The following is a 24,393-nucleotide window of genomic DNA, read 5'->3' as shown; positions in this document are numbered from 1 at the left end:
AGGAGAGACTTGAACTCTCACGCCGTGAAGCACTGGAACCTAAATCCAGCGTGTCTACCAATTCCACCACTTCCGCACATGCTTGTTCTAAAACAAGACTTGGTGGCTACGGCGGGACTCGAACCTGCGACCCCATCATTATGAGTGATGTGCTCTAACCAGCTGAGCTACGTAGCCATCTATCTTTGGGTACTCCGCTTTGGAGTGGCGCGTATTATGCTGATAAGGCATAAGGTCGTCAACCCTTTTTTTAACAGAATTGTTTGATTGCTCGATATCTAAGCAAAGCCAGTTAAAAAATCTACAACATGACACTTATTTGTACAAATGTATTGAATCTTTTTTAATTTAGTACTGTTTAATTCGATTTTTGAAGGATAGAAACTTTGCATTAAATTGAAAATAAAAACATAAAAAACGTTTTTTTTTAGATTGATTGCATGTTTTAGCAGTCATTTGTCGCACTGCTATACGCATTTTAGCTGTGATTTGGCAGATGCAACGGTCATTAGGTGAACAAATGATAATTGCCCATGGCCTGACAACCAATTACCAGCTAGGTATATAAACCAAATGAAGTGTTATCTATTAAGAATATCGTCTCGTCATAAAACTCCTATATAAAGGACGGCAGACTAAAAATAGTTATCAATTGAAAAGACCGATAGAGAAGTTACCTTCTGTATATTGTGTACAGCGATAAAAAAACCGAGCACTAATGGCTCGGTTTTTTAAAATTGATCGCCTGTTTAGACGAAACTAGCTATGTTAATACCGATTAAGCTTGGGTATTAATAACTGAACCTACACGTGAGTCAGGTGTAGGACTGTTTTGAGTCGAAGATGATTGAGACGGTGATTCAAGCTCGGCTTGACGTTGTTGAGTTTCAACCTGACGAGCTTGTTGCTGCGGAGCTGCTTGGGCAGATGAACTGCTAGATGAAGAACCTACTTCCATTTTAATAATCCTCGTTGCTGATAACTATTGGTAAATATAGTACAAAAAATAACAGCATGCACTATTGTGAAATAAACAACTCTGTCAATCGCACAGCGCCTATAACAAGCTAATATGCTTACATTTAGTCAATCCATTGTTCTAATTGTTGTTGCATAAAATTCGCGATCATCGGTTGCGCTTGCAAATTAGGGTGGATGCCATCTTTTTGCATTAGTGATTTGTCTAAGGCAATTTCCTGTAAAAAGAACGGGATTAAAGGAATCTCATTTTCAACGGATAGCTCAGTGAACATGCCGGTGAACATTTGGTTATATCTGCGACCGTAATTAGTGGGTATCTGCATTTGCTGTAAAATTACCGAAAGCCCTTGCTGTTGAGCCATATCAATCATCTGTTGAATGTTGGCCTGCATTTTTTTCACTGGGTGACCTTGCAATCCGTCATTACCACCCAATTCAATGTATAAATGGGTAGGGGAGTGTTGATCGAGTAATCTGGGAAGCCGAGCTAAAGCACCGTCTGTCGTTTCACCGCTTATTGCGGCGTTTACAACGTTTATGCCTTGGTTTTGCCATGCATTTTGTAACAAACTAACCCAACCTTGTTCTTGCGTTAGCCCATAAGCAGCGCTTAAGCTATCTCCTAGAATCAGTATTTTTACCGATTGTGGATCGTCAGCTTGTTGAGCTTGCAAGTGATCTGAAATACTCAGTAAAAGTATAACTATTAACCCAACAATAAACAGACGATTTCTGTCTCTTTTAAACCATAAGTGCACTATGACAACAACTCCAAATGTAATGATAGAAACTAAACGAATCACCAAAGTAGTAAGTACGAGCGAAGGTGAACTTCAGATCCTTCAACCAATTAGTTTTAAAGTCAAGGCTGGTGAGTCGGTTGCCATTATTGGTGCGTCGGGTTCCGGTAAGTCTACACTGCTGAGTTTGTTAGCGGGTCTGGATCAGGTAACCGAAGGTGAGATCTTCTTGGCTGGTGCGCCTTTGCATTCTATGGATGAAGAACAGCGTGCTAGGCTACGGGGCGAAAAAGTTGGATTTATATTTCAAAGTTTTATGTTGGTGCAAAGCTTAACCGCATTGGAAAATATTATGCTTCCGGCTGAAATAGCGGGTTTAGATAATGCCAAACAGCTTGGTCAACAAATTCTTGAACAGGTTGGCTTGGGACATCGTGGCAATCACTATCCCAATCAATTGTCAGGTGGTGAGCAACAACGTGTAGCGATAGCACGTGCCTTTATCACTAAACCTAAAATTTTATTTGCGGATGAACCAACCGGTAATTTGGATGCCGCTAATAGTGAAAAAGTAGAGTCTTTGTTGTTCGAGTTAAATAGAGACTCAGACACTACTTTAGTGCTTGTTACCCATGATCCCGTATTGGCGAAACAGTGTCAGCGTCAGTTGAGTATGCAAGCGGGTGTGTTAACTGAGGTTACCTCATCCGATTCACAATCAGACCAACAACAGCAGGCTAGTTAAACATGAAATATGGTTTTAATTTGGCTTGGCGTTTATTCAAGCACGAAGCTAAACGTGGCGAACTCACGATTATTTTGTTTGCGATTGTTTTGTCTGTGGCAGCGGTTTTGTCACTCTCATTATTCAGTGAACGACTTCAAGGTGCTCTGACGGCTAAATCTGCCGAGTTTATTGCCGCTGACAGGCTGTTAGAGTCAGATAAACCCGTTGATCCTAACTGGATTGCAAAAGCAAAAGAATTAGGCTTGCAAACCACCCAGCAAGTGTATGCCCGCTCCATGGTATTTGGTAACGAGCAAATGACTTTAACCAGCTTACGCGCTGCAGATGACGGTTATCCCTTAAAAGGTGAGTTAAAAACCTCAACAGAGCCCTTTGGTTTGGGTCAGGTGACTAAAAATTTACCGGCTTCTGGCGAAGCTTGGGCGGAGTCACTGTTGTTACAGAAACTCGGTTTAAAGCTTGGTGATAAAATTGAGGTGGGAGATAAGGAGTTCACTTTAACCCGAGTCATTACGGATGTGCCGGATTCTGGGTTTAGTGTGTTTGGTGGTAATCCGAAGGTATTGATAAGCCTTAACGATTTGGCTGCAACTCATATTACTGGCCCAGGTAGTCGAATTGATTACACCTACTTTTTCGTAGGGGATAGCGGTGACTTAGATGATTATTATGATTGGCTGCGACCTCAATTAAATCGAGAAATTCACTCTTGGCAATCGGTAGAAGATGACGACTCGCAACTTGGGCGTTCTGTAGGCAGAGCTGAGCAATACTTTTTACTTGCCAGTTTGTTAGCAATTGTATTGGCGGCAGTGTCTATTGCCGTTGCTGCTCAACGTTATAGCCAACGTCATTATGATCCCGTTGCGATCATGAAAACCCTGGGTGCGAGTAAACAATTAGTACAACGGGTTTATTTATATCAAATATCTTTTATCACCTTGTTGGGTATCTTAGTGGGGACGGTCGTCGGTTTTATCATTCAACAATTAGTCATTTTGGCGATTGCCGATAAAGTCAGTGTTTCCATCGACGTATGGCATTGGCGTCCATTGGTCATTGCTGTTTTTACCGGAATGATTTGTGCGGTTCTGTTTTCACTTTATCCCTTGTTAAAATTGTTCTCGGTTCCGCCTTTGCGTGTACTCAGACGTGATTTAGGTGCTGGGATGAGTTCCAGAGTTCTGCAGTTTGCGGCCACGGGTTCAGCCATATTGATATTGATGTGGGCCTATAGCCAAAACTTGCAAATTAGCTTAATCCTGTTTGTTTCCGGTATCGTTTTAGTCTGTGCGTTGTTAGCCATCACTTATGGTTTGATCGCGGTTGGCAGAAAGTTAGGTCAAGGTAAAATGGGGGCGTGGCAATTAGCTTGGGCGAGAATCAAAAGACGGGCTATGGATAACAGTGTGCAGCTGATTAGTTTTTCGGTCACTATTATGTTGTTACTTGTGGTTTTGGTTATGCGTAACGACATGGTCTCGCAGTGGCGCGACCAGCTACCGCAAGGCACTCCTAACTATTTCATGTCAAATATTACTGAGCAGCAACGTCCTGCATTAAATCAACATTTCGAACAGTTAGGTGTTAAAACCGATGTTTTTTATCCGGTCGTTAGGGCTAGGTTTGTGTCGATTAACGACGAAAAAATACGAACTGAGATCACTAAAGAAGATGAAGATAAACAAGATAGTGGCCGCAACGGACTAGGGCGAGAGGCTAATTTAACTTGGAGTAATCAACTCCAAAATGAAAACAAAATTGTTGCTGGAAAGTGGTTAGACGAATGGCAAACCGGAGATGAATATGGGGTATCTGTAGAGCAGAGGTTAGCGTCAAGATTAAATATTAAGTTAGATGACAAACTAACATTTAATATTGGTAGTGAAGTGATTAGCGTGAAAGTAACCAGTCTTCGCAGTGTCAATTGGCAGACCATGCAACCCAATTTCTTTTTTGTATTGCAGCCTGAAGCCATGCAGGCATTTCTACCCACTTACATCACTAGCTTTCATGTTCCAACAGAGCAAAAATCGAAAATAGCGCAGCTAATGCAGCCATTTTCCAGTGTCACCTTATTTGATGTAGACGCAAGAATTAATCAATTAAGAGCCATTGTTGATCAAGTCTCTGTGGCGGTTGAGTTTATTCTAGTGTTAGTGTTGATTGCCGGTTCTTTGGTATTAATTGCGCAAGTTCAGGCGAGCATGGATGAGCGCCAGCAAGAGTTGGCCATTTTACGTACGCTAGGGGCCAAAGGCAGCTTGATCCGTGCCAGTGTTATTTATGAGTTTTTAATTATTGGTGCAGTGGCGGGGTTGATGGCAGCCTTTGCCAATGAACTCACCTTATATTTATTGCAGTCACAAATTTTTGAAATGCAGGGAAAACTACATTTCGAATATTGGATTATTGCTCCAGTTGTTGGTGCGGCCACTGTAGGCTTGTTAGGTGCTGCAGGATGCTGGAGGTTATTAACCTTAAATACCAGTCAGTTATTGCGGAAAATGGTTTAAGCAATTAAAGCTATTCAAAATAATCATTAAAAAGGGCGATTCGCCCTTTTTCTGATTTTATTTGCTTCAATCTGGAGTGAACAGAATTACCCTTTAGTACATGATAGGCACAGTGATACTGAGTCTGAGAAACGTAGTGCATGGGGCTTATCTACTTCGGCTTCAGCATAAATTACCCAAGGATGTTCTGCGGCAATTTCCAATACGTCTGATGTTAGCTTTTCCAGCAGTGAAAAACGGTTGTCTTCTACCAGTTTGATAATTCGTTTGGTAATGATTTTATAATTTAATGCATCTTCCATATCATCTGAGTCTGTTGCTTGCTCGGCGTTGTAATGAATTTTCACATTAACGATAACGTCTTGTTTGTTCACTATTTCATCTTCATTAATACCAATGTAAGTGCGTAACCTGAGGTTTTTAATTCTGATAGTGGCTGGATTCAGCTTCATTTATTGTCACTTCCTTAAAATTCGCGAAATGTTGTTTAATCGTTGTGTTTTCAATAGGTCTATTATCTGCTAGTTTGTGGACCAACATCAAATAATCCAATGTGAATTTATATGGAAACTAAGTCGCCCACTGCGATTAAAGCAATATTAGTGTTAGCCTGTATTGTTATTATATTAGCTGGTATTAAAGCAGCCAGTACAATCGTAGTTCCTTTTCTTTTATCTATTTTTATAGCGATGGCGTGTCATCCAATTATCCATTGGGCTTCTAAATACAAGGTTCCTCGTTGGTTATCAGTGATACTAGTTATACTGTTAATTGTGATATTTGGATTTATGTTAGCAGGTTTAGTGGGTAACTCCATGGCCGAATTTCGTGAAAATATTCCCCAATACAAACAACAATTAAGTGATGAGCTAGTATGGATAACCAGCAAGCTTGAAACTCTGTTTAATATTGAAGTAAACAGTGATTTGCTCGTGTCTTATTTAGATCCCGGCATCGCCATGAGTATGGCCACTAATATACTCACCAGTTTTGGCAGTGTACTGACTAACTTTTTATTAATTATTTTAACTGTCGTGTTTATGCTTTTTGAAGCTGATTCGGTGCCTAAGAAAGTGCATATTGCGCTGGATGATCCATCCATGAAGATTCAGCAAATAGATAAGTTTTTAGTGTCGGTTAAAAATTATTTAGTAATAAAAACCATCGTCAGCATAGGCACTGGCGTGGTGATTGGCCTTTGGTTATATTTCTTAGGCCTAGATCACTTTATGTTATGGGCGGTGTTAGCGTTTCTATTGAATTACATTCCAAACATTGGGTCGATTATTGCGGCTGTCCCAGCGGTATTGCTGGCATTTGTACAATTGGGCCCTGGTGTGGCTGGACTCACCGCCATTGGATATGTGGTCACCAACACTGTTATGGGTAATGTAGTTGAACCGAAATTTTTAGGCAGAGGCTTAGGCTTATCCACTTTAGTAGTGTTTTTATCGTTAATTTTCTGGGGATGGTTATTAGGCACTGTGGGCATGCTGTTATCGGTGCCTTTGACTATGATCGTAAAAATAGCATTAGAGTCCAATCAAGATAGTCAGTGGATAGCGGTCTTGCTCGATAGTGAAGATATTCCAGATGAAAAAGAAGATGAAGCTGAGCTCAATCAGGCATCCGAGTAAAGGTCATTTCAATTTTGGCTCCACCTAGTGTGGAGTCAGTAATTTCCATTTTACCGTGGTAAGCAGAGATTAAATCGGTTACCACCGCCATACCAATACCTTGACCTTCTTGATAACTGTCTAAGCGTTTTCCTCGGTGCAATAATTCTTGGCGATGTTGCGGCTCAATGCCGTTGCCGTCATCTTCCACGGTAATGCGCAACAATTTATTGGTTTGTTGTGCAGACACTTTGACTTTAGACTTTGCCGCTTTACAGGCGTTATCCATTAAATTTCCGAGTAATTCCATTAAATCAGTTTGGTCACCTTTGAACTGGCAATTCTCTGCTATTTGTAAGCTAATCGATAAATCTTTATCAGCATGCACTTTAGCCATTGCTGATTGTAGTTTTTGAACAATCGGCAATACCGAAACTGCCTGATCCCAGCCACTGCCAGCACCGGCAACGGCACGTTTTAATTGGCGTTGAATAATATTATTTATTTGTGATAAAGGTTCATTGGCTGAGCTGGGCAGATTCGGGTTACCGGCAAGCACAGCTAAAGGGGTTTTTAAGCTATGGGCTAGATCGCTAAGACTATTTTTATAGCGACTACGTTGCTGCTGTTCGGTATCGAGCAGGTGATTGATACTGCGTTTTAGTTTTTCCAATTCAGGCGGGTAGGTTTGTTGTAAGCGTTCTATATCACCTTCCTCGGTCTTTTTGATTTGACCAATCAATGTGTTTATTGGGCTCAAGGCCATATTTAAACTGGCTATTAATACGATCAAAAGTAACAAGGCTAAAAAGCCCAGCCAATACCAAAGGGTATTGGAAAAGGCATCCCGCTCTTTTTCAAAGGTGAGTTTATCTTGCACAATAAAAAAGCTGACAGGCTCAAAATCTACATTACCTTCAAACTCAGCGGTATAGGAATACAGGAAATAATCAGCGTCCAAACTAAATTCAGCTAAAAATATTTCTTTACCAATAATTGGAGCGTCTAACTGAGGTTGCTCTGACCAGTTTAAAGTGGATAAAGACTGCCACACAACATCATCGTTTATTTTAATAAATGCATACAATCCAGAGCCAGGAATGTTGAGCTTGTCATTAAACAGTTGTTCAGGCATTTCAGGCTCACCGTCTACCATTTCAAATTCAGAAATAAGGGTGAGACTTTGCACCCGCAATTGTTCGAGCATAGATTGACTGAGACTATCCGTATAGGCTTGTTCTAAGGTCATTGCACCTAAAGGAATGAAAAGTAGCAGTGCCAGCAAGGCGGCCGCAAAACTTCTGAGGCGCAACGATAACCTGATCATAATTCTCGATTGATTCGGTAGCCGCGTCCGCGCAGGGTTTCAATTGGTTTATAATTATTTTCTGGATCTAGTTTCTTACGTAAACGCCCGACAAACACTTCTATCACGTTACTGTCTAAATCAAAATCTTGATCATATATGTGTTCAGTCAATTCCGTTTTAGAAACTATTTTTTGTGGATTGAGCAAAAGGTACTCCAACACTTTGTATTCATAAGCCGTGAGCTCTAAGGATTGCCCGTTTACAGCGACTTCTTCGGCTGTGGTGTCGAGTGTTATAGGACCTTTTTCAATAAGCGGATTGGCTTGTCCTGAGGATCTACGAATCAGCGCTTTTGCTCGGGCGAGTAGTTCTTCATTGTGAAAAGGTTTAGTAAGATAATCATCTGCTCCAGCATCTAAACCTTCTACTTTTTCCTGCCAACGATCCCGCGCTGTCAAAATGAGTATAGGGCAGGTGACATCGTTTTTACGCGCATTTTTTATAACATCAAATCCGTCAATTACAGGTAGACCTATATCGACTATGGCCAAATCGTATGGGTGTTCAGCTAACAAATAGCTGGCTTTGGCACCATCATCGGCTAAATCGACACTATAACCATGTTGTTGTAATAACTGATCTAATTGGGTTAACAGTCTACTGTCATCTTCCACCACAAGAATACGCATTATTTATCTCTACTACGTTGTTTGGTTATCTTACCTGAACGTTTATCGACATCTACAGTGACCACACGCCCATTTTTCTGTAAAACTTTGACCTTATAGGTATTTTTACTTTGGTTAACACGCAATACTCGACCGTTAACCTTTTGCAGCACTCTATTTGCAGCTTGGGCTTTATCAATGTTGTCTTTTGATGTTTCTTGGGCTGACACTTGCCCGCCGAAGCAAAGAGCAAGGGTCATTAACAAGAAAATCAATTTACCTCTGATGTGCACAATCAAAATGGGTTCCTGATTTGTTGGCGTTTTTATGATTACAAATAGTTTAATGTCTTACTGGTGATACCTTCACTTTTACTTTCACTGTATTACCTGGGCGCGAATGCATAAAGGTTTCATAGGCTGCACCTTGATAACGATATTTTACGTTATAACCTTTGATTTTTCTTACTTTTTTTGCAGGCTCATATACGGTCTCACAATGTTGGGTCACTCGAGTGCTGTATTGCAGCCCTTGCACGCTATTACCAATTGCGCCGCCGATAATGGCGCCTGTTACTGTGCTCCTGCGGTTGTCGCCAATCACATTTCCAATCACACCACCAATTACTGCGCCGGCAATTGTTGAGTTTGTGCGCTGACGATGATCGTTGCTGTAGCGAACTGTTCGTTCAACAGGGTAACACTGCTGTATGGGTTGTTTTACCGTCGAGTATTGATATACCGGATCGACCCGAACTACTTTTGCATAATCATAACGGGTATCGGCTAACGCTTGACCAGCAGAAAAACCGAAAAGTAATGTGGCAATTGAGATGTTTTTTAGATTTAACATTTTGTCTCTCCTTTGAAATCTTAGGTTCATAATAGGAGAGACTAACTGAACTATAACTGAACTAAACCTTATCGGTTAGTTAAGCATTGGGGTTTAAACGGATTGTAGGTTTCTGTTGTGCAATGGATTAACGCAGGTAGCTGAAATCGTACTGTTTCTATTGTTAGTGTAGATGTGTATTTCCAAATCTATGTTTTTCAATTTGTACCAAAGGTCTAAGTTATCAGCGCTAGGGCAAATAATTCGTTGTATATACTGTTCTTGAACGCCTTTGGCTAAATCTAGTTTTTGGGGAATTTTGATGAACGCTCTGACTTCTCCAAAAGACGCATTCGAACCTTGATAGTCCCAGTCTCCTAAATGCAAAGCGGTGTAAAACGTTCTATCCACACTTTCCAACGTTTTTGGGTCAGCTTGATAGCTGTCTTTATCGGCAAATCGAACAATTTTCATTGAGAAGAGTTGATTACAAGCAGAAATACTCAACATGATCACAGCCAGCAAAAAAGCTCTTTTGATCAATTTAATCGTAAACTTATGTGTGTTTTTCATTCACCACCCCTTCGTTACTCAGGGTATCGGCTAGTAATTCATAAGCTTGAGTGCTGCGATGTAGCCAAGTGTCTAATCCTTTTTCACATAACAGCTTTCATAATGGCCGCAGTTAAGTAGATAAGAAAGAGGTTGGCTAAGAATTGGAACGCAGGCTTTTATCGTTAATCGAAGTCGACTTTTTTTCGCAGAGATTTGGTTTTTCCAGCTTTTTTCTTACTTTCTACTCGGCGAACTTGGGATGACTTTGTGGGTTTAGTCGCCCGTCTAGGTTTGGGTTTTTCGCCGGCTTTTTTAATAATTTCGATTAAACGAGTAACGGCATCTTCGCGGTTTTGTTCCTGCGTGCGGTAGTTTTGAGCTTTTATCACCAGAATGCCGTCATTGGTTATCCGGCTGTCGTTACTATTGAGCAAACTTGTTTTGTAAAACTCAGGCAAAGTAGAGGCGTTAACATCAAAACGAAGGTGGATTGCGCTGGAGACTTTATTCACATTTTGTCCGCCAGCGCCTTGGGCACGAATAGCATTCATTTCAAACTGATCGTCAGATATGCTGAGGTGTTCGGTTATGCTTATTAGTGCCATGATTATCTGCCTAAGGTAAGGTTTGTGAAAATGGTTTCACGACTACACTTTTGAAAACTCCGGCTCCAATGTACGGATCGCTATCTGCCCATTGTTGAGCATCAGACAAACTATCAAATTCAGCAATGATCACCGAACCGGTAAATCCTGCTTCACCAGGAGTTGGGCTATCAATTGCCGGACAAGGACCGGCAATGACCAAACGTCCTTGTTGTTTAAGTGACTCCAATCTTTCTAGGTGAGCAGGGCGCACACTCAGTCTTAAAGGTAGACTATTGGCTACGTCCTCTGCGTAAATGACATACAACATTGAATTATCCTTCTTATCAAATTAGTTATTTATGGGTAGCCGCTTTCATCTCACAGACAAAGCTTGCAAGTTGTTCTAGCATTTTACTCGGATTATCGAGGTTTTGTTCGATAATGTTCACCGTAGCTGAACCGGAAATGGCGCCTGCTGCGCCTGCCGTTATCGCTTCAGTTACTTGTGCTGGTTTTGATATTCCAAAACCTAACAAGGGAGGAGCGACTTGGTATTGAGTTAGTTTAGCAATTAATTCGTCGGCGGGAATAGTCGCGGCTGTCTCTGCACCCGTTACACCAGCTCTACCAAGTAAATAAGTATAGCCAGACGACTTACGACCAATTTCGGCTAAGGTTTCGTCACTCGCATTTGGCGGCGCGATGAGAATTTGATTGATATTATTGCTTTCCGCTACGTCTATAAATCGCTGTGCTTCGCGCAGGGGAACATCGGCAATTAGAATCGAATCTACTCCCGCAGTGTTAGCCGCCTGATAAAATTCAGTTAAGCCTTTTTTAATGACAAGGTTGCTATACAGCAGCAGTCCAATTGGCACCTCTGGAAAAATATCGCGAATTTGTTTAATCACATCAAAACAATCTGATGGCGTTATTTTATTCTCCAAGGCGCGAATACTGGCTTTTTGAATCGTAGGGCCATCTGCGATGGGATCTGAATAGGGAATACCTAATTCCAACGCATCGGCACCGCTTTCTACTAATGTTTTAATGATATTAAATGAGGTTTGTTTATCTGGATCCCCAAGCATTACGAAGGGGACAAATGCGCCTTGGTTAGCTTTATTCAGGCGTTCAAACATGTTGTCGTAACGGCTCATTTTTGTTCTCCCAAAATATTGTAAACGTGGGCTAAGTCTTTATCACCTCGACCAGATAGATTCACCACTATGATAGTTTCCTCTTCTGCTTCATCTGCCATATTGAGGGCATGGGCAAGGGCGTGTGAAGACTCAAGCGCCGGAATAATCCCTTCTTTGCGAGCAAGTAATTGGAACGCGTTTAATGCTTCGTCATCGGTAACTGCCGCATACTGTGCTCGACCTATGTCGTGTAAATAAGCATGCTGAGGACCCACTGCAGGGTAATCTAAACCAGCAGAAACTGAATAGGATTCTTCAATCTGGCCGTCGTTATCTTGCATAATGTAACTGTATGCACCATGTAACACACCTTTACTACCTGTGCAGATAGCGGCACCGTGATCCGGTGTGTGAATGCCTTTGCCCGCAGGCTCTACACCAATTAAACTCACACTAGGTTCATCAATGAAATCAGCAAACATACCTATGGCATTTGAACCACCACCTACGCAAGCCACAACGGCATCGGGTAAGCGTCCTTCTTTTTCCATGATCTGCGCACGGGTTTCTTCACCAATCATTCGATGAAATTCACGTACGATAGTCGGGAAAGGATGAGGTCCGGCAGCCGTACCAAGTAGATAGTGGGCCTTGTCATAGGTGGCTGACCAATCACGCATCGCTTCATTTACCGCATCTTTAAGAGTACCTGAACCGGCATTGACGGGGATGACTTCGGCACCCATTAGGCGCATACGAAACACATTTGGTGCTTGACGCTCTACGTCTTTGGCACCCATATAAATACGTGCTTTTAAGCCCATAAGCGCGCAGGCTAAAGCTGTTGCCACACCGTGTTGGCCAGCACCCGTCTCAGCGATTACTTCGGTTTTGCCCATACGTTTGGTTAATATTGCCTGTCCCAAAACTTGATTGGTTTTATGGGCTCCACCGTGTAATAAGTCTTCGCGTTTTAAATACAGTTTTACTTTCGGGTTACTCACTAGATTTTTAGTAAGAGTCATCGCTGTTGGGCGGCCCGCGTAGTCTTTTAACAAGCCGTTAAATTCTTCCACAAAGCTGGGATCATTTTGCGCATCTATAAAGGCTTGTTCAAGTTGATCTAAAGCGGGAATAAGTAACTCTGGTACATACATACCACCGTATTCGCCAAATTTACTGTCTAAGTGATTCATGTTGCTCTCTTATGTCTATATTTGTTTTAACGTTATTATTTGTCTGTAAGCTATTAGCAATCGTTGCATGATTAAACTTCAGTAGCGTCGTAACAGATCAAATAATTGTGCAATTTTTTGTTGATCTTTAATGCCTGGGGCGGATTCCACCCCCGAATTTGCATCTAGCCCTAGTACGTTAGTTGCTCTGGCATCTTGAATGTTTAGAGGAGTCAGCCCGCCAGCTAATATGACATTATTGTTATCTGGCAATTGGGATAACAACTGCCAATCAAATTGTTGTCCTGTGCCGCCGGATTGCTCGCCGACTTTGCAATCTAACAAAATCCTATCGACGTTCTCTAAATCCATAAACGGTAGGCTATTTGTGACCCCAAATGCTTTCCAAATTTCACAATTGGGCTGTAATTGAGTACGCAATGCATCAATAAAAGTTTGATCTTCTTGTCCGTGCAATTGTACCGCAGTTAAATTTAATTGATTGGCATATTCGACAATGGTGTCGATAGTGTTGTTAACAAAAACGCCCACATAATGAAATGGTACCGAATCGACAATTTGTTTTGCGCTTTGCAGAGTAATTGCGCGCGGCGACTTTTCAGCGAAAATTAAGCCGCCATAGATTGCGCCACAGCTGGCAATAACTTGGGCATCTTCGACTCTAGTGATGCCGCAAATTTTAACCTCACCGAAAAGTAGTTTTTTAACTGCACTGATAACGTCGAGTTCTTGCATCACTGAACTGCCGACCAAAAATCCGTCTACTAATGGGGCCAGTCGGCGCACATCTTTATTGGTATAAATACCGGATTCAGATATCACTACACATTCGTGCTTACTTTGTTTTATTAGAGGAACTAGTTTTTCGGTAGTGGCTAAGTCAGTACTTAAATCACGTAAATTACGGTTATTGATACCAATAATTTTAGCCCCCAAAGCCAAGGCTCTATGAGCCTCTTCTTCGTTACTGACTTCCGTCAATACATCAAGTTGATATTGCTCAGCTAGCTCAGCAAGTTGAGCATATTCTTCATCGTTGAGTACCGACAGCATAAGCAGTACAGCATCGGCATTGTGATGACGGGCCAAATATATTTGATAAGGGTCTACAAAAAAATCTTTATTTAAAACCGGTTGGCTAACGCGTTGGCGCACATATTCTAGGTATTCAAATTTACCTTGAAAGTACTTTTCATCGGTTAATACTGAAATGCACGCAGCATATGGACCATAGGCTGCAATAATCTCATCGAGATTAAAATCATCGCGAATCAAACCTTTCGATGGTGAAGCCTTTTTACATTCGAGCACATAGCCTGCATTTGGTTTAGATAACGCTTGATAAAAACTGCGATCTGAAGGAGTCAAATTATCTTTAAATGATGAAAGCGGCAGATCTAATTTACGTTGCACCAATTCTTCACGTTTATTGGCGACTATTTTTTCTAATACATTTGCCACTTATTGTGCTCCTTGTTGACTAGTGTTGGCGGCAGATAAAATGGTGTCTAATGCTTGTTTGGATTGCATGGCCTCAACCGCTATTTGCGCACCTTGTTCATACGTGGATGCGATACCTGTCAACTTCAACAAAGCGCCGGCGTTCATCGCGACCGCGGATTGGTGGGCAAGCTGTCCTTTACCGGTTAATACCGCCTCTATTAGTGCTTTATTCTCTTCAGGCTCTCCACCTTTTATACTTTCAAGTGAGTGCTCTTGTAGACCAAAATCAGCAGGCGTTAATGTGTATTCGTTAATCTCGCCATTTTTTAATTCAGCCACTTGAGATGGACCGTGCAAGGCTAATTCATCTAAGCCACTACCATGCACTACCAGCGCATGCTCATAGCCCAACAATTTTAGGGTTTTGGCAAATGGCATGACCCATTCAGGAGCGTATACCCCGATCATCATATGTGTCGGCTTGCCTGGGTTGGCCAACGGGCCGAGTAAGTTAAACAGGGTGCGGGTTTTTAAGGTGGTTCTGACAGGCATCGCAAACTTAATTCCTGCATGATAATTTGGTGCAAACAAGAAACATAAATTTGCATCATCTAAGCAGTTTCTCGCAGTCTGCGCACTCATACTAAGATCCATGCCGAATTCTCGAAATAGATCCGCGGAACCGGATTTACTGGAAACACTGCGATTGCCATGTTTTGCCACTTTTACACCACAGCTAGCGGCCACAATTGCGGCGGCTGAGGAAATGTTGATGGTGTTGTGACCATCGCCTCCGGTTCCTACAATATCTGCAAAGGGATAATCGGGACGAGGGAAGGGCGCTGCATTATTGATTAACGCTGCCGCTGCACCAGCAATTTCTGCTGGCTTTTCACCCTTTATTTTAAGGGCGGTTAACATCGATGAAATCACGATGTCATTTAACTCGCCTTTCACTACCATTGAAAATAAGGCTTCGCAATCTTGCTGTGATAAATCCTGACCTAGGTATAACGATTCCAAATGGGAAAGAGTATTGATAGTCATATTTATGCCTTTTGCGTTAAATAACGAATACTTTGTTCAAGTAGTTGACTTCCATGAGAGGTCAAAATCGACTCAGGATGAAATTGGAAGCCCAACATTCTGTCGGCAGGATGATACACACACATGGGAATACCTTCAAAGTTAGCTATTACATTTAGTTCTTTTGGAATATCACTGACTACCAATGAATGATATCGCGCCACGGGCAGTGGATTTGCTAGGCCACAGAAGAGTGCGCTGTTGTCATGCTGGATGTATGACGCTTTGCCGTGCATAACTTGTTCAGCTCTAATCACTTTTCCACCGTATGATTTAACAATCGCTTGATGGCCTAAACAAATTCCTAGTACTGGAAATTGACCTTTAACAAGCTCGATGAGTTCGAGTAAACAACCGGCTTGTGATGGCTCTCCTGGTCCGGGTGATAACAATAATAATACTTCTGAATTTTCTGCTTTTTGTTGCATTTGAGAATAGATCATTTGAGCAGAAACTGAATTTCGATAAATAATCAGCTCCATTCCCATACCACGTAACTCATCTACTAGGTTGTAGGTAAAAGAATCATAATTATCCAGCAGAAACACACTAATTGGACGGCTCATAAATTATTCTCCTTTGCATGGGCACTGACAATCGCGGTGATAACCGCTTGTGCTTTGCCTCTGGTTTCGTCTGCTTCAGATTGTGGATCTGAGTCGTACACCACGCCTGCGCCAGCCTGGATATAAGCAATATTGTGTTTGACAAATGCGGAGCGAATTACGATACAAGTATCCATGTCGCCATTGCCATTGATATAACCCACTGCACCGCCATAACTTCCTCTGCGTTTTTTCTCTACTTCACGGATAAGCGATGCTGCACTGACTTTAGGGGCACCTACTAGCGTCCCCATATTCATGCAGGCGGCGTAAGCATGCAGTGCATCTAAGTCATCTCGTAATTGACCGACTACACGACTGACTAAATGCATTACATGGGAATATCTATCTACTTTTAAAAGATCTTTTACGAAGCGGGTACCGGGTTGGGAAACTTTTGCTACGTCATTTCGGGCTAAATCAACAAGCATTAGGTGTTCGGCTTTTTCTTTTTGGTCTTCACGTAGATTAAGCTCAATTCGACTATCCAAATCTACATTGATACTGCCATCAGCATGTTTTCCTCTGGGGCGAGTACCTGCAATCGGATATATCTCAATTTGATTACTCTGTTTATCGTATTTGAGTGCCGACTCGGGGGAAGCGCCAAACATACAAAAATCGTCATCTTGTAGAAAGAACATGTATGGACTTGGGTTTTGTTTCTTTAGATTGGCATAAGCTGCATAGGGAGAAGGACAAGGTAATTTAAACGTGCGCGAAGGAACAACTTGGAAAATATCGCCAGCCAAAATATGTTCTTTAAGATTTAACACATCCTGTTTGTATTCGTCATCTGACTTATCCACCTCTAACTTCATCTCAATACCGACAGGCGTTGATTGCATGGGTTGTTGTTTGAGTTGTTTTAATTGGCTGATGATTTCTTCTAGTTGTTGACTGACTGAAAAGTAACTACTGCTTACATTTTTGCCACTAAATACTGTGCTAATGACTTCAGTGGTTTGTAATTGATGGTCTATCACGAGCAATGATTGGGCTAGGTAAAAAACAAAATCAGGGCAGGTGTTTTCGCTGTCGGGCACCTCGGGTAGGGATTCAAAACTGGCTAAAAGGTCGTAAGCGAATGCGCCGCCTAAAAATAAGTTTTGAGGATGTTCACGCAAGCAATGAATATTTTTGACAATTAATCGCAATGCATCAAATACGGCCGGTGCTTTTAATCGAGTGTCTTCGTCAAGATTCGAATCGGGTATCGAAAACGTTAATTTCAGGGCGGCGTTATTCGAGTCTACTTCAACTTCAACGCCTGCAGGTATGTGCTGTTCAAATAACGGTAACACAGAGGCACCATTTTCATTTAACCCTTGAATGAGCACGGTGTGACCATGGCAAGTTAATTTTAATGCGGCATCCAACAAGATTAAACTCTTTAAGTTATCCTTACTGTCAATCTCCGCCGACTCAAGCAATAACGTATTGGTTTTACTTTTGCACAACTGTTGATAGGCGCTGAGAGGGTCAGCAACATAGGGACCATGTTTAACAATGGTTTCGGCTATTCCGGGTTTTTCACTTAATTGAGTTAAACTCATGTTTTACTTCTCAAGTTTGATTTTAATTTTAGCGCGTTGCGGGCAGATACGAAAAAGGCCCGATAAACGGGCCTCTTAATAATTATTTGCTACACACACAAACACTCACAGCCCGCTAGTTAGGGATGTGCCACCACCAGATTTTGCTATTTGTGGAATGAATTGTATTTGTCATGTGTTTAAATTCACTTTGTAAACTGTAATTAAACCTTAAAATAAGGCTGTCTATTGACTTTTTTTGAGAATTTATCCAACTCCCAAGGCATTTAACCTGAATATTTTGTGGCGTTTAACATATAATAACGCTATCACCCTTATAGAAGAAAACAATTCGCTCGTTGTGTCAATACATTGGACGATAAAAAGTTTAAAATTGCCTAATTAAAGCGTTATATGATAGAAGCCATGAAAATAGATTTGCATTGCCATAGTAGTTATTCAGACGGTCGATTGACTCCCCAGGAGCTGTTAGATCGTGCTCACAATATGCAAGTAGATGTACTGGCATTAACTGATCATGACACTGTTGATGGGGTTCAAGAACTTAAAGATCATCAACAACAGTGTAAACGTAAATTAGCCGTGATTGCTGGTGTTGAATTGTCAACAAGCTGGCATGGATTTGATATTCATATTGTTGGTCTTAACGTGGATCACAACGACCCAGTATTTTTATCTCGACTTGCACAGCAGAGTCAAAGTAGACAAGAACGGGCGCTAAAAATAGCCAATAAATTAGAAAAAGCGGGTGTACCTGATGTGTATGAAACCGCAAAAAGCTTTGCTGGCGTTGGACAAATAACCCGTGCTCATTTTGCTAGAGCATTGGTAAAACTTAATGCTGTCAGCAGCCTAGAAAATGCTTTTAAAAAGTATTTAGGGAAAGGTAAAAAGGCCCACGTAAAACCTGAGTGGATAAGCATCGAAGAAGCGGTGACTTGGATTCAGGATGCCGGCGGACAAGCAGTTTTAGCCCACCCAGGACATTACGACATGACCGCAAAGTGGTTGCGTCGATTGGTGGCTGAGTTTGCCCTATCAGGCGGCGATGGGATCGAGGCTAATCACATGCATTTAGCTGCAAGCAAAAGGGAATTGCTGGTGGAATTAGCCATCGAACATCAGCTGCTGGCCTCTACAGGGTCGGATTTTCATTATCCGAGTCGCTGGACGGAGCTAGGGAAAAGTTTAGCCATATCAGAGCGTTTAACGCCTGTGTGGCATGATTGGAAAAACCTCTCAGAACTAAACAATAGAATAGGAAATTAGCGAAAACTTATGAGTCAGTATTTTTATGTTCATCCTGATAATCCTCAGCAACGGTTATTGCGCCAAGCCTGTGAAATTATTCGAGCTGGTGGCGTGATTGTTTATCCCACAGATTCTGGCTACGCAATTGGGTGCCAAATGGAAGACAAGTCTGCCCTTGAACAAATTTGCAGGATACGACAGATTGGCAAAGATCATAACTTTACTTTGATGTGCCGTGATATGTCTGAATTGTCGAACTACGCTAGGGTTGATAATACCGCCTTTCGTTTGATAAAGAATAATACGCCAGGGCCATATACTTTTATTCTAAAAGCCACTAAAGAGGTACCAAAGCGGTTGCAGAACCCAAAACGTAAAACAATAGGTATTCGAGTGCCCGATAACATCATAGCGCTGCAATTGTTAGAAGAATTAAACGAACCCTTAATGTCCACGACCTTGATTTTACCCGGTGAAACTCAGGCCGAATTTGATCCTGAAGATATTAGAGACAAATTAGAACGTCAGGTCGATTTGATTATTAATGGTGGGTACTTAGGTGAGCAACCCACCAGTGTGATCGACATGTCTGAGGGGGGGATTGATATCATCCGCGAAGGCAGTGGCGACACTAGCGTATTTGGTTGAGGCGAATTAGCCAATGACCCAAGAGTCAGCGCCGAATAAAGCACCTATTCAACAGCCATTGCCCCTTGCATTCGTCAATGGCGAGGCAATGATTGATAAACCGGAAGATTTATATATTCCGCCGGATGCTTTAGAAGTTATTTTAGAAGCGTTTGAAGGACCATTGGATTTACTTTTATATCTAATTCGCAAACAAAAATTCGATATAGTGAATTTGCCAGTGCTACAAATTACCCAACAATACATGGAATATGTTGAGGTAATGAAAGAAATAAAGTTGGAGTTAGCCGCTGAATATTTGCTGATGGCAGCGATTTTAGCCGAAGTCAAATCGCGACTCTTATTGCCTAAACGACCAGACGCCGAAGAAGATGAAGATGATCCTCGCGCTGAATTGATTCGTCGTTTGCAAGAATATGAAGCGATAAAGTTAGCAGCCCAAGAAATTGATGGGCTACCTCGAATGGAAAGAGATCTGTTCAGCGCCAGTGCTACACCGAACGAGCATGTCGCACCAATAAAAATACAACCTGAAGTGAACTTACAAGAACTCGTATTAGCGTTTCAATCGGTGATGAAAAAAGCCAAAGCCTTTGAGCATCATCAAATTGAAAGGGAAGTCTTGTCGACTCGAGAACGAATGAGCAAGATTTTAGAATTATTAGATGAAAAAGACTATCTTGGTTTTGAGACCTTATTTTTTGTATCGGAAGGAAAAGCTGGGGTAGTAGTGACTTTCTTAGCAATATTGGAGTTGGTAAAAGAGAGTTTGGTAGAATTGGTACAAGCTCAACCTTTCAGTCAAATACATCTGAAACTGCGTAATCGAGAAGAGGGTGTATGGCAAGATTAACCGATGAACAGTTAAAACAACTTGTTGAAGCGGCAATTTTTGTTGCCGATGAGCCATTGAGCAAAGATAAATTACAGACCACAGTGTTAGAAGGCCTCAGGGTGTCGAATAAAAAGCTTGATGCCGCGTTAGCTGAGCTGAAATTAGACTATGCCCCGCGAGGGATTCAACTGATTGAGGTCTCATCTGGCTTTCGGTTTCAATCGGTGGATAGCTTGAGCCCTTGGTTAAGCAAATTGTGGCAAGAACAAGCGCCGCGCTATTCTCGGGCGCTATTAGAGACTTTATCTTTGATAGCTTATCGTCAACCGATAACCCGAGGAGAGATAGAAGACGTGCGAGGGGTTTCAGTCAGTAGTCACATTATGAAAACCCTAACGGAAAGAGAATGGGTGAAAGTGGTTGGTCACAAAGAAGTGCCAGGGCGACCTTCGTTATATGCAACAACTAAAGGGTTTTTGGATTACTTTGGGATTAAAAGTTTAGCTGATCTACCGCCCATGCAAACAATTGAAGTGCTTCCTGAGTTGGAGCAAAAAGAACAAGACGAACAGCGACTAAAAACAGTGGCTGAACACATGACATCAGACACAGTGTCCCAAGAAACAGCGATAAATTTGGCTGAACTAGGACCAAATAAAGAGCAAATACATTAATGAGTGAAAAACTGCAAAAAGTACTGGCAAACGCTGGTCAAGGATCCCGTCGTGAGATGGAAAAGTGGATAGAGCAGGGACGTATATCGGTAAACGGTAATGTCGCTACTTTGGGAGACCGAGTAGAAAATACCGATCAAATACGAGTGGATGGTCAGTTGTTAGCCTTAGCCCAAGAAAAGCCGGTGTGCCGCGTGCTGATGTACAACAAACCCGAGGGAGAATTGTGTAGTCGCAAAGATCCTGAAGGTCGCCCCACAGTGTTTGACCGCTTACCTAAAATTCAGAATGGTCGCTGGATTGCGGTAGGTCGCTTGGATATTAACACCAGCGGACTACTATTATTTACTAACGATGGTGAACTGGCTAATCGATTAATGCATCCTAAGCATGAAATCCAAAGAGAGTACGCCGTTCGCGTGTTTGGTGAAGTTGATAGTAAGATGATAGCGCTATTGAAAAAAGGGGTGGAGTTGGATGATGGTATGGCTAAATTTACTACCATATCTCGTCGTCCTGGGGATGATGAAAGCCTAAACTCTTGGTTCAATGTTACCTTATCTGAAGGACGTAATAGAGAAGTTCGTCGTCTATGGGAGTCGCAAGGCGTGCAGGTCAGTCGCCTGATTCGGGTTAACTACGGTGGTTTAGAGTTGCAAAAGCGCTTACCTCAAGGTGGCTGGATAGAATTAACCTTAGATGAGCTTAATCCGTTGCGTAAATCTGTACAATTACCCAATGAAACTGAAAGTTTGATCAATGAAAAGCGTAACAAGCTTGATCACGTTAGGATTAGTCGCATGCGACGTTCAGTCAAAAAGCATAAATTGAATAAGAATTTAAAAAGAAGAAAATAACAATTTAAAAAATGCGAAAAAAGCACCTTTTGATTAAATTCGAAGGTGCTTTTTTTATGCTCTTAAGTGAGTTACAAGGAAATAATGAGTAAACCAATTGAACAGGCCAAGCCTACTGACCACACCAAACTTCTCAGTACGTGGATATCTAACCAATAACAAATAGCATAAATTAAACGTGAGATAACAAATCCAATCGCTAGGTATTGAGCGATATCACCCACGTTTTGCGTAATTAGCGCCGTTAATGCACCGGGTATAAACATGATTAGTGCTTCAAAACTATTTTCGTGAACGGCTTTGGCTCGCGCACCAAAACCGGTGAGTTTACTCTGTTGCGCACGAGGGTTTCGATTGTCATAACCTCCCTGCTTATTCTGCGCAATGGCTAAAGGTGCTTTGAATACAATTGGCATAATAGTGGCAATGATTAAACAGATGATAATAGTCGTCATGAGATACTCACAATGTGAACCTGATTGTCTAAGTATAACGTTAACATCTAAATATTTGTTTAAACAAATACCTTTTTAATTATCACCGATTTATGTGTGCTGGGAAATGTAAAAAATGGCCGTCTACATAAGAGTTATGAAAGACGGCCGAATAGTCGGGAATGACATTTGGTACCGTTAAATAAAGGTATTTACATATTGCTGTCGAATTGAAATTCAACTTTATTCAGTAATTGCGCATCATCAATGTTTAGCTCGACTTCACGATAAAGAATGATTTGACCTGCAACAGTTGCCCCTTGTTTTATACTCAAAGTAGGCACTGAATGATCGTTATTGTTACGATTATTTTTGTGGAAAATGATATCGCCCAGCACTTGCGTGTTGTTGGTTAGCAAAATATCTCCGTTGTGAGTGTGCACAGAACCTTCGACTACAACACCATTTAACTTAATCTCACCATTGATGGTTTCGACCTCTTGAGCAACTTTCGAAGAATGCTGCAAACTGATATCACCGTTGACGGTTTTGACAAAACCTGCACTGCTAAAATGGTGACCCGCTTCAATGTCACCATTTACGGTTGACGCATTTTCGACTGTGACATAATCACCCATTTCGATACTGCCATTGACCGTATCGACAGTTCGAGCAGTCACATCATCGTGTAACTCAATGCTGCCATTTACTGAGCTGACGTTAGAGACGTGTTTACCTTGAGATACTTCTAATCCACCAAAAACACTACTCACGCTATTACCGTCCGATGTGTCGTTACTACCGCCTCCAACATGGATGATGCAACCAGATAAAACGAGCATAGTAGAGGTGGCGATGATTGCTCGTGAAATAGTTTTTAGTGAGTTAGCGCTTAACATAAAATTCCTAAGTATGTGTGATAATTGTAATTTGAGTTGTATTTTTATAAGAAGTTGCAGAACTCAGGCCATATTTTTAACTGTATGATTTTAATGTATTTTTTATTTTATGAGAATGAAATAATTAATTTTTTTAGGCAGAATAACAAAATATTAGTCAATTATGCTGAGTGTTTAGCGATTTTCACAGCGCCTTGTTTAGAGAGTAAATGAAGTCGGGTAGGTCACTCAAATAACGGGATTTAAGCTATTTGGTATTCCCACAAGCGCCGCCTTTCAACGACGCTTTTGAGGGGTAAATTGGGTTTACTTATTTACTTTTTTTCTAAAAGGGTGATTAAACTGGACGTGTCGAATCTACCCCCTCCATTGGCCTGAACTTGGCTATAAAATTGATCTACTAGAGCCGTTAACGGTAAATGTGCCTTCGATACTCTCGCTTGGTCCAATACTATACCGAGATCTTTGCGCATCCAATCGACGGCAAACCCAAAGTTAAACTCATTATCTAACATAGTGCTGGCACGATTATCCATCTGCCAAGATTGTGCAGCGCCTTTAGAAATAACCTCAACAACTGCCTCAGCATCTAAGCCATTTTGTTTGGCAAAGTGTAATGCTTCAGATAAACCTTGTACTACACCGGCAATGCAGATTTGATTCACCATTTTGGCCATTTGACCACTACCAACCGGACCTAACAGCTTTTGCATTTTGGCGTAACAGCGAATTAGCGATTCTATTTTTTGATAGTCCCTTGGCTCAGCTCCAACCATCACGGTAAGGGCACCGCTTTGTGCTCCCGCTTGGCCGCCAGAAACGGGGGCATCTGCATAGCCGATATTTTTGGATTGAGCTATTTGCGCTAGTTCTTGTGCCACTAAAGCCGATGTCGTTGTATGATCAACAAAAATACTGCCTTCTTTCATTGTATTAAATGCGCCTTTATCACCTACTGTTACTTCACGTAGGTCATCGTCGTTACCTACGCAGGCAAAGACAACATCTTTACCTTTTGCTGCTTCAGCGGGGGTTGCAGCTTTTGCACCCTTATACTCCTTTAACCAAAGCTCAGCTTTGCTATCAGTGCGATTATAAACGGTCACTTTATGGCCTGCATTGGCTAAATAGCCCGCCATAGGAAAACCCATGACCCCTAGGCCAATAAACGCGATATTCAGAGAATGATTTTGATTCGACATAGGAATTCCTTTTA

The 24,393-nt window shown here is 41.7% G+C and carries 27 protein-coding genes and 1 tRNA gene; 8 read left to right on the top strand and 20 right to left on the bottom strand.

Features of this window, described 5'->3' with window-relative positions:
• Nucleotides 1-100: 100 nt before the first annotated feature.
• From Q4567_RS14200 to Q4567_RS14190, 3 genes are all read right to left on the bottom strand, one after another.
• Nucleotides 101-177: transfer RNA gene (locus Q4567_RS14200), tRNA-Met, on the bottom strand.
• Between the two features lie 601 nt (nt 178-778).
• Nucleotides 779-958: a hypothetical protein gene (locus Q4567_RS14195; RefSeq protein WP_303500816.1), complete on the bottom strand. Its 180-nt coding sequence runs from the start codon at nt 956-958 to the stop codon at nt 779-781.
• A gap of 124 nt (nt 959-1,082) precedes the next feature.
• Nucleotides 1,083-1,673 carry an arylesterase gene (locus Q4567_RS14190; RefSeq protein WP_216048595.1) on the bottom strand — a complete coding sequence of 197 codons (591 nt, stop codon included), beginning with the start codon at nt 1,671-1,673 and terminating at the stop codon, nt 1,083-1,085.
• Between the two features lie 88 nt (nt 1,674-1,761).
• On the opposite strand from Q4567_RS14190, the gene Q4567_RS14185 reads away from it, so the two are divergent.
• Nucleotides 1,762-2,466, top strand: a complete 705-nt coding sequence (locus Q4567_RS14185; RefSeq protein ID WP_216048596.1) for an ABC transporter ATP-binding protein — start codon at nt 1,762-1,764, stop codon at nt 2,464-2,466.
• Between the two features lie 2 nt (nt 2,467-2,468).
• A complete protein-coding gene (locus tag Q4567_RS14180; RefSeq protein WP_216048460.1) occupies nt 2,469-4,985 on the top strand; it encodes an ABC transporter permease in 2,517 nt (838 codons plus the stop codon).
• A gap of 86 nt (nt 4,986-5,071) precedes the next feature.
• On the opposite strand, the gene folX is transcribed toward Q4567_RS14180, so the two are convergent.
• Nucleotides 5,072-5,437, bottom strand: a complete 366-nt coding sequence (gene folX, locus Q4567_RS14175) for a dihydroneopterin triphosphate 2'-epimerase (RefSeq protein ID WP_216048461.1) — start codon at nt 5,435-5,437, stop codon at nt 5,072-5,074.
• A 111-nt stretch (nt 5,438-5,548) separates the two neighbouring features.
• Here folX and Q4567_RS14170 point away from each other — a divergent pair, with 111 nt between their 5' ends.
• The gene (locus Q4567_RS14170) at nt 5,549-6,622 is read left to right on the top strand and encodes an AI-2E family transporter (RefSeq protein ID WP_303500815.1); all 1,074 of its coding nucleotides are present in this window, start codon (nt 5,549-5,551) and stop codon (nt 6,620-6,622) included.
• Here the strand turns inward: Q4567_RS14170 and Q4567_RS14165 are convergent.
• From Q4567_RS14165 to Q4567_RS14105, 13 genes are all read right to left on the bottom strand, one after another.
• Nucleotides 6,603-7,928 (bottom strand): ATP-binding protein, encoded by a 1,326-nt coding sequence (locus Q4567_RS14165; protein ID WP_216048463.1) that lies wholly within the window; start codon nt 7,926-7,928, stop codon nt 6,603-6,605. The two genes, Q4567_RS14170 and Q4567_RS14165, sit on opposite strands and share 20 nt — an antisense overlap.
• On the bottom strand, nt 7,925-8,599 hold the full coding sequence (locus Q4567_RS14160; protein ID WP_216048464.1) for a response regulator transcription factor: 675 nt from the start codon (nt 8,597-8,599) through the stop codon (nt 7,925-7,927). Before Q4567_RS14160 ends, Q4567_RS14165 begins: the two co-directional genes overlap by 4 nt.
• Nucleotides 8,599-8,871, bottom strand: a complete 273-nt coding sequence (locus Q4567_RS14155) for a PepSY domain-containing protein (RefSeq protein ID WP_303500821.1) — start codon at nt 8,869-8,871, stop codon at nt 8,599-8,601. The genes Q4567_RS14160 and Q4567_RS14155 overlap by 1 nt, the downstream gene beginning before the upstream one ends.
• 49 nt (nt 8,872-8,920) lie before the next feature.
• Nucleotides 8,921-9,430: a glycine zipper 2TM domain-containing protein gene (locus Q4567_RS14150; RefSeq protein ID WP_303500814.1), complete on the bottom strand. Its 510-nt coding sequence runs from the start codon at nt 9,428-9,430 to the stop codon at nt 8,921-8,923.
• Between the two features lie 93 nt (nt 9,431-9,523).
• Entirely contained in the window at nt 9,524-9,982 is a 459-nt protein-coding gene (locus Q4567_RS14145) for a hypothetical protein (protein WP_216048466.1), read from the bottom strand.
• 164 nt (nt 9,983-10,146) lie between these two features.
• Nucleotides 10,147-10,569: an alternative ribosome rescue aminoacyl-tRNA hydrolase ArfB gene (gene arfB, locus Q4567_RS14140; RefSeq protein ID WP_216048467.1), complete on the bottom strand. Its 423-nt coding sequence runs from the start codon at nt 10,567-10,569 to the stop codon at nt 10,147-10,149.
• A gap of 10 nt (nt 10,570-10,579) precedes the next feature.
• Nucleotides 10,580-10,879, bottom strand: a complete 300-nt coding sequence (locus tag Q4567_RS14135; protein WP_216048468.1) for a YciI family protein — start codon at nt 10,877-10,879, stop codon at nt 10,580-10,582.
• A gap of 25 nt (nt 10,880-10,904) precedes the next feature.
• Nucleotides 10,905-11,711 (bottom strand): tryptophan synthase subunit alpha, encoded by an 807-nt coding sequence (trpA, locus tag Q4567_RS14130; RefSeq protein ID WP_303500813.1) that lies wholly within the window; start codon nt 11,709-11,711, stop codon nt 10,905-10,907.
• Nucleotides 11,708-12,889 (bottom strand): tryptophan synthase subunit beta, encoded by a 1,182-nt coding sequence (gene trpB / locus Q4567_RS14125; RefSeq protein ID WP_216048470.1) that lies wholly within the window; start codon nt 12,887-12,889, stop codon nt 11,708-11,710. Before trpB ends, trpA begins: the two co-directional genes overlap by 4 nt.
• Nucleotides 12,890-12,967: 78 nt before the next feature.
• Nucleotides 12,968-14,350, bottom strand: coding sequence for a bifunctional indole-3-glycerol-phosphate synthase TrpC/phosphoribosylanthranilate isomerase TrpF (trpCF, locus tag Q4567_RS14120; protein ID WP_303500812.1), 1,383 nt, complete (start codon nt 14,348-14,350; stop codon nt 12,968-12,970).
• Nucleotides 14,351-15,379, bottom strand: a complete 1,029-nt coding sequence (gene trpD, locus Q4567_RS14115; RefSeq protein ID WP_216048472.1) for an anthranilate phosphoribosyltransferase — start codon at nt 15,377-15,379, stop codon at nt 14,351-14,353.
• 2 nt (nt 15,380-15,381) lie between these two features.
• On the bottom strand, nt 15,382-15,984 hold the full coding sequence (locus tag Q4567_RS14110; protein WP_216048473.1) for an aminodeoxychorismate/anthranilate synthase component II: 603 nt from the start codon (nt 15,982-15,984) through the stop codon (nt 15,382-15,384).
• Nucleotides 15,981-17,579 carry an anthranilate synthase component 1 gene (locus Q4567_RS14105; RefSeq protein WP_303500811.1) on the bottom strand — a complete coding sequence of 533 codons (1,599 nt, stop codon included), beginning with the start codon at nt 17,577-17,579 and terminating at the stop codon, nt 15,981-15,983. The genes Q4567_RS14110 and Q4567_RS14105 overlap by 4 nt, the downstream gene beginning before the upstream one ends.
• 405 nt (nt 17,580-17,984) lie before the next feature.
• On the opposite strand from Q4567_RS14105, the gene Q4567_RS14100 reads away from it, so the two are divergent.
• Genes Q4567_RS14100 through rluB form a run of 5 tightly spaced genes read left to right on the top strand, consistent with a single transcriptional unit; the run spans nt 17,985 to nt 21,844 of the window.
• Nucleotides 17,985-18,848: a PHP domain-containing protein gene (locus Q4567_RS14100; protein WP_303500810.1), complete on the top strand. Its 864-nt coding sequence runs from the start codon at nt 17,985-17,987 to the stop codon at nt 18,846-18,848.
• A 9-nt stretch (nt 18,849-18,857) separates the two neighbouring features.
• Nucleotides 18,858-19,478 carry an L-threonylcarbamoyladenylate synthase gene (locus Q4567_RS14095; protein WP_216048476.1) on the top strand — a complete coding sequence of 207 codons (621 nt, stop codon included), beginning with the start codon at nt 18,858-18,860 and terminating at the stop codon, nt 19,476-19,478.
• A gap of 13 nt (nt 19,479-19,491) precedes the next feature.
• A complete protein-coding gene (locus tag Q4567_RS14090; RefSeq protein ID WP_216048477.1) occupies nt 19,492-20,331 on the top strand; it encodes a ScpA family protein in 840 nt (279 codons plus the stop codon).
• Nucleotides 20,319-20,987, top strand: coding sequence for an SMC-Scp complex subunit ScpB (gene scpB, locus Q4567_RS14085; RefSeq protein ID WP_216048478.1), 669 nt, complete (start codon nt 20,319-20,321; stop codon nt 20,985-20,987). The genes Q4567_RS14090 and scpB overlap by 13 nt, the downstream gene beginning before the upstream one ends.
• Nucleotides 20,987-21,844 carry a 23S rRNA pseudouridine(2605) synthase RluB gene (gene rluB / locus Q4567_RS14080; RefSeq protein WP_216048479.1) on the top strand — a complete coding sequence of 286 codons (858 nt, stop codon included), beginning with the start codon at nt 20,987-20,989 and terminating at the stop codon, nt 21,842-21,844. The genes scpB and rluB overlap by 1 nt, the downstream gene beginning before the upstream one ends.
• A 71-nt stretch (nt 21,845-21,915) precedes the next feature.
• On the opposite strand, the gene Q4567_RS14075 is transcribed toward rluB, so the two are convergent.
• The 3 genes from Q4567_RS14075 to Q4567_RS14065 form a co-directional block, all read right to left on the bottom strand.
• On the bottom strand, nt 21,916-22,299 hold the full coding sequence (locus tag Q4567_RS14075; RefSeq protein WP_216048480.1) for an MAPEG family protein: 384 nt from the start codon (nt 22,297-22,299) through the stop codon (nt 21,916-21,918).
• Between the two features lie 191 nt (nt 22,300-22,490).
• Nucleotides 22,491-23,177, bottom strand: coding sequence for a DUF4097 family beta strand repeat-containing protein (locus tag Q4567_RS14070; RefSeq protein ID WP_216048481.1), 687 nt, complete (start codon nt 23,175-23,177; stop codon nt 22,491-22,493).
• A 314-nt stretch (nt 23,178-23,491) separates the two neighbouring features.
• The gene (locus Q4567_RS14065) at nt 23,492-24,379 is read right to left on the bottom strand and encodes an NAD(P)-dependent oxidoreductase (protein ID WP_303500808.1); all 888 of its coding nucleotides are present in this window, start codon (nt 24,377-24,379) and stop codon (nt 23,492-23,494) included.
• Between the last annotated feature and the right edge of the window lie 14 nt (nt 24,380-24,393).

It is taken from the genome of Aliiglaciecola sp. 2_MG-2023 (assembly GCF_030548145.1).
Classification (GTDB): Bacteria; Pseudomonadota; Gammaproteobacteria; order Enterobacterales; family Alteromonadaceae; genus Aliiglaciecola; species Aliiglaciecola lipolytica_A.
This window is presented reverse-complemented; position numbering and strand designations above follow the sequence as displayed.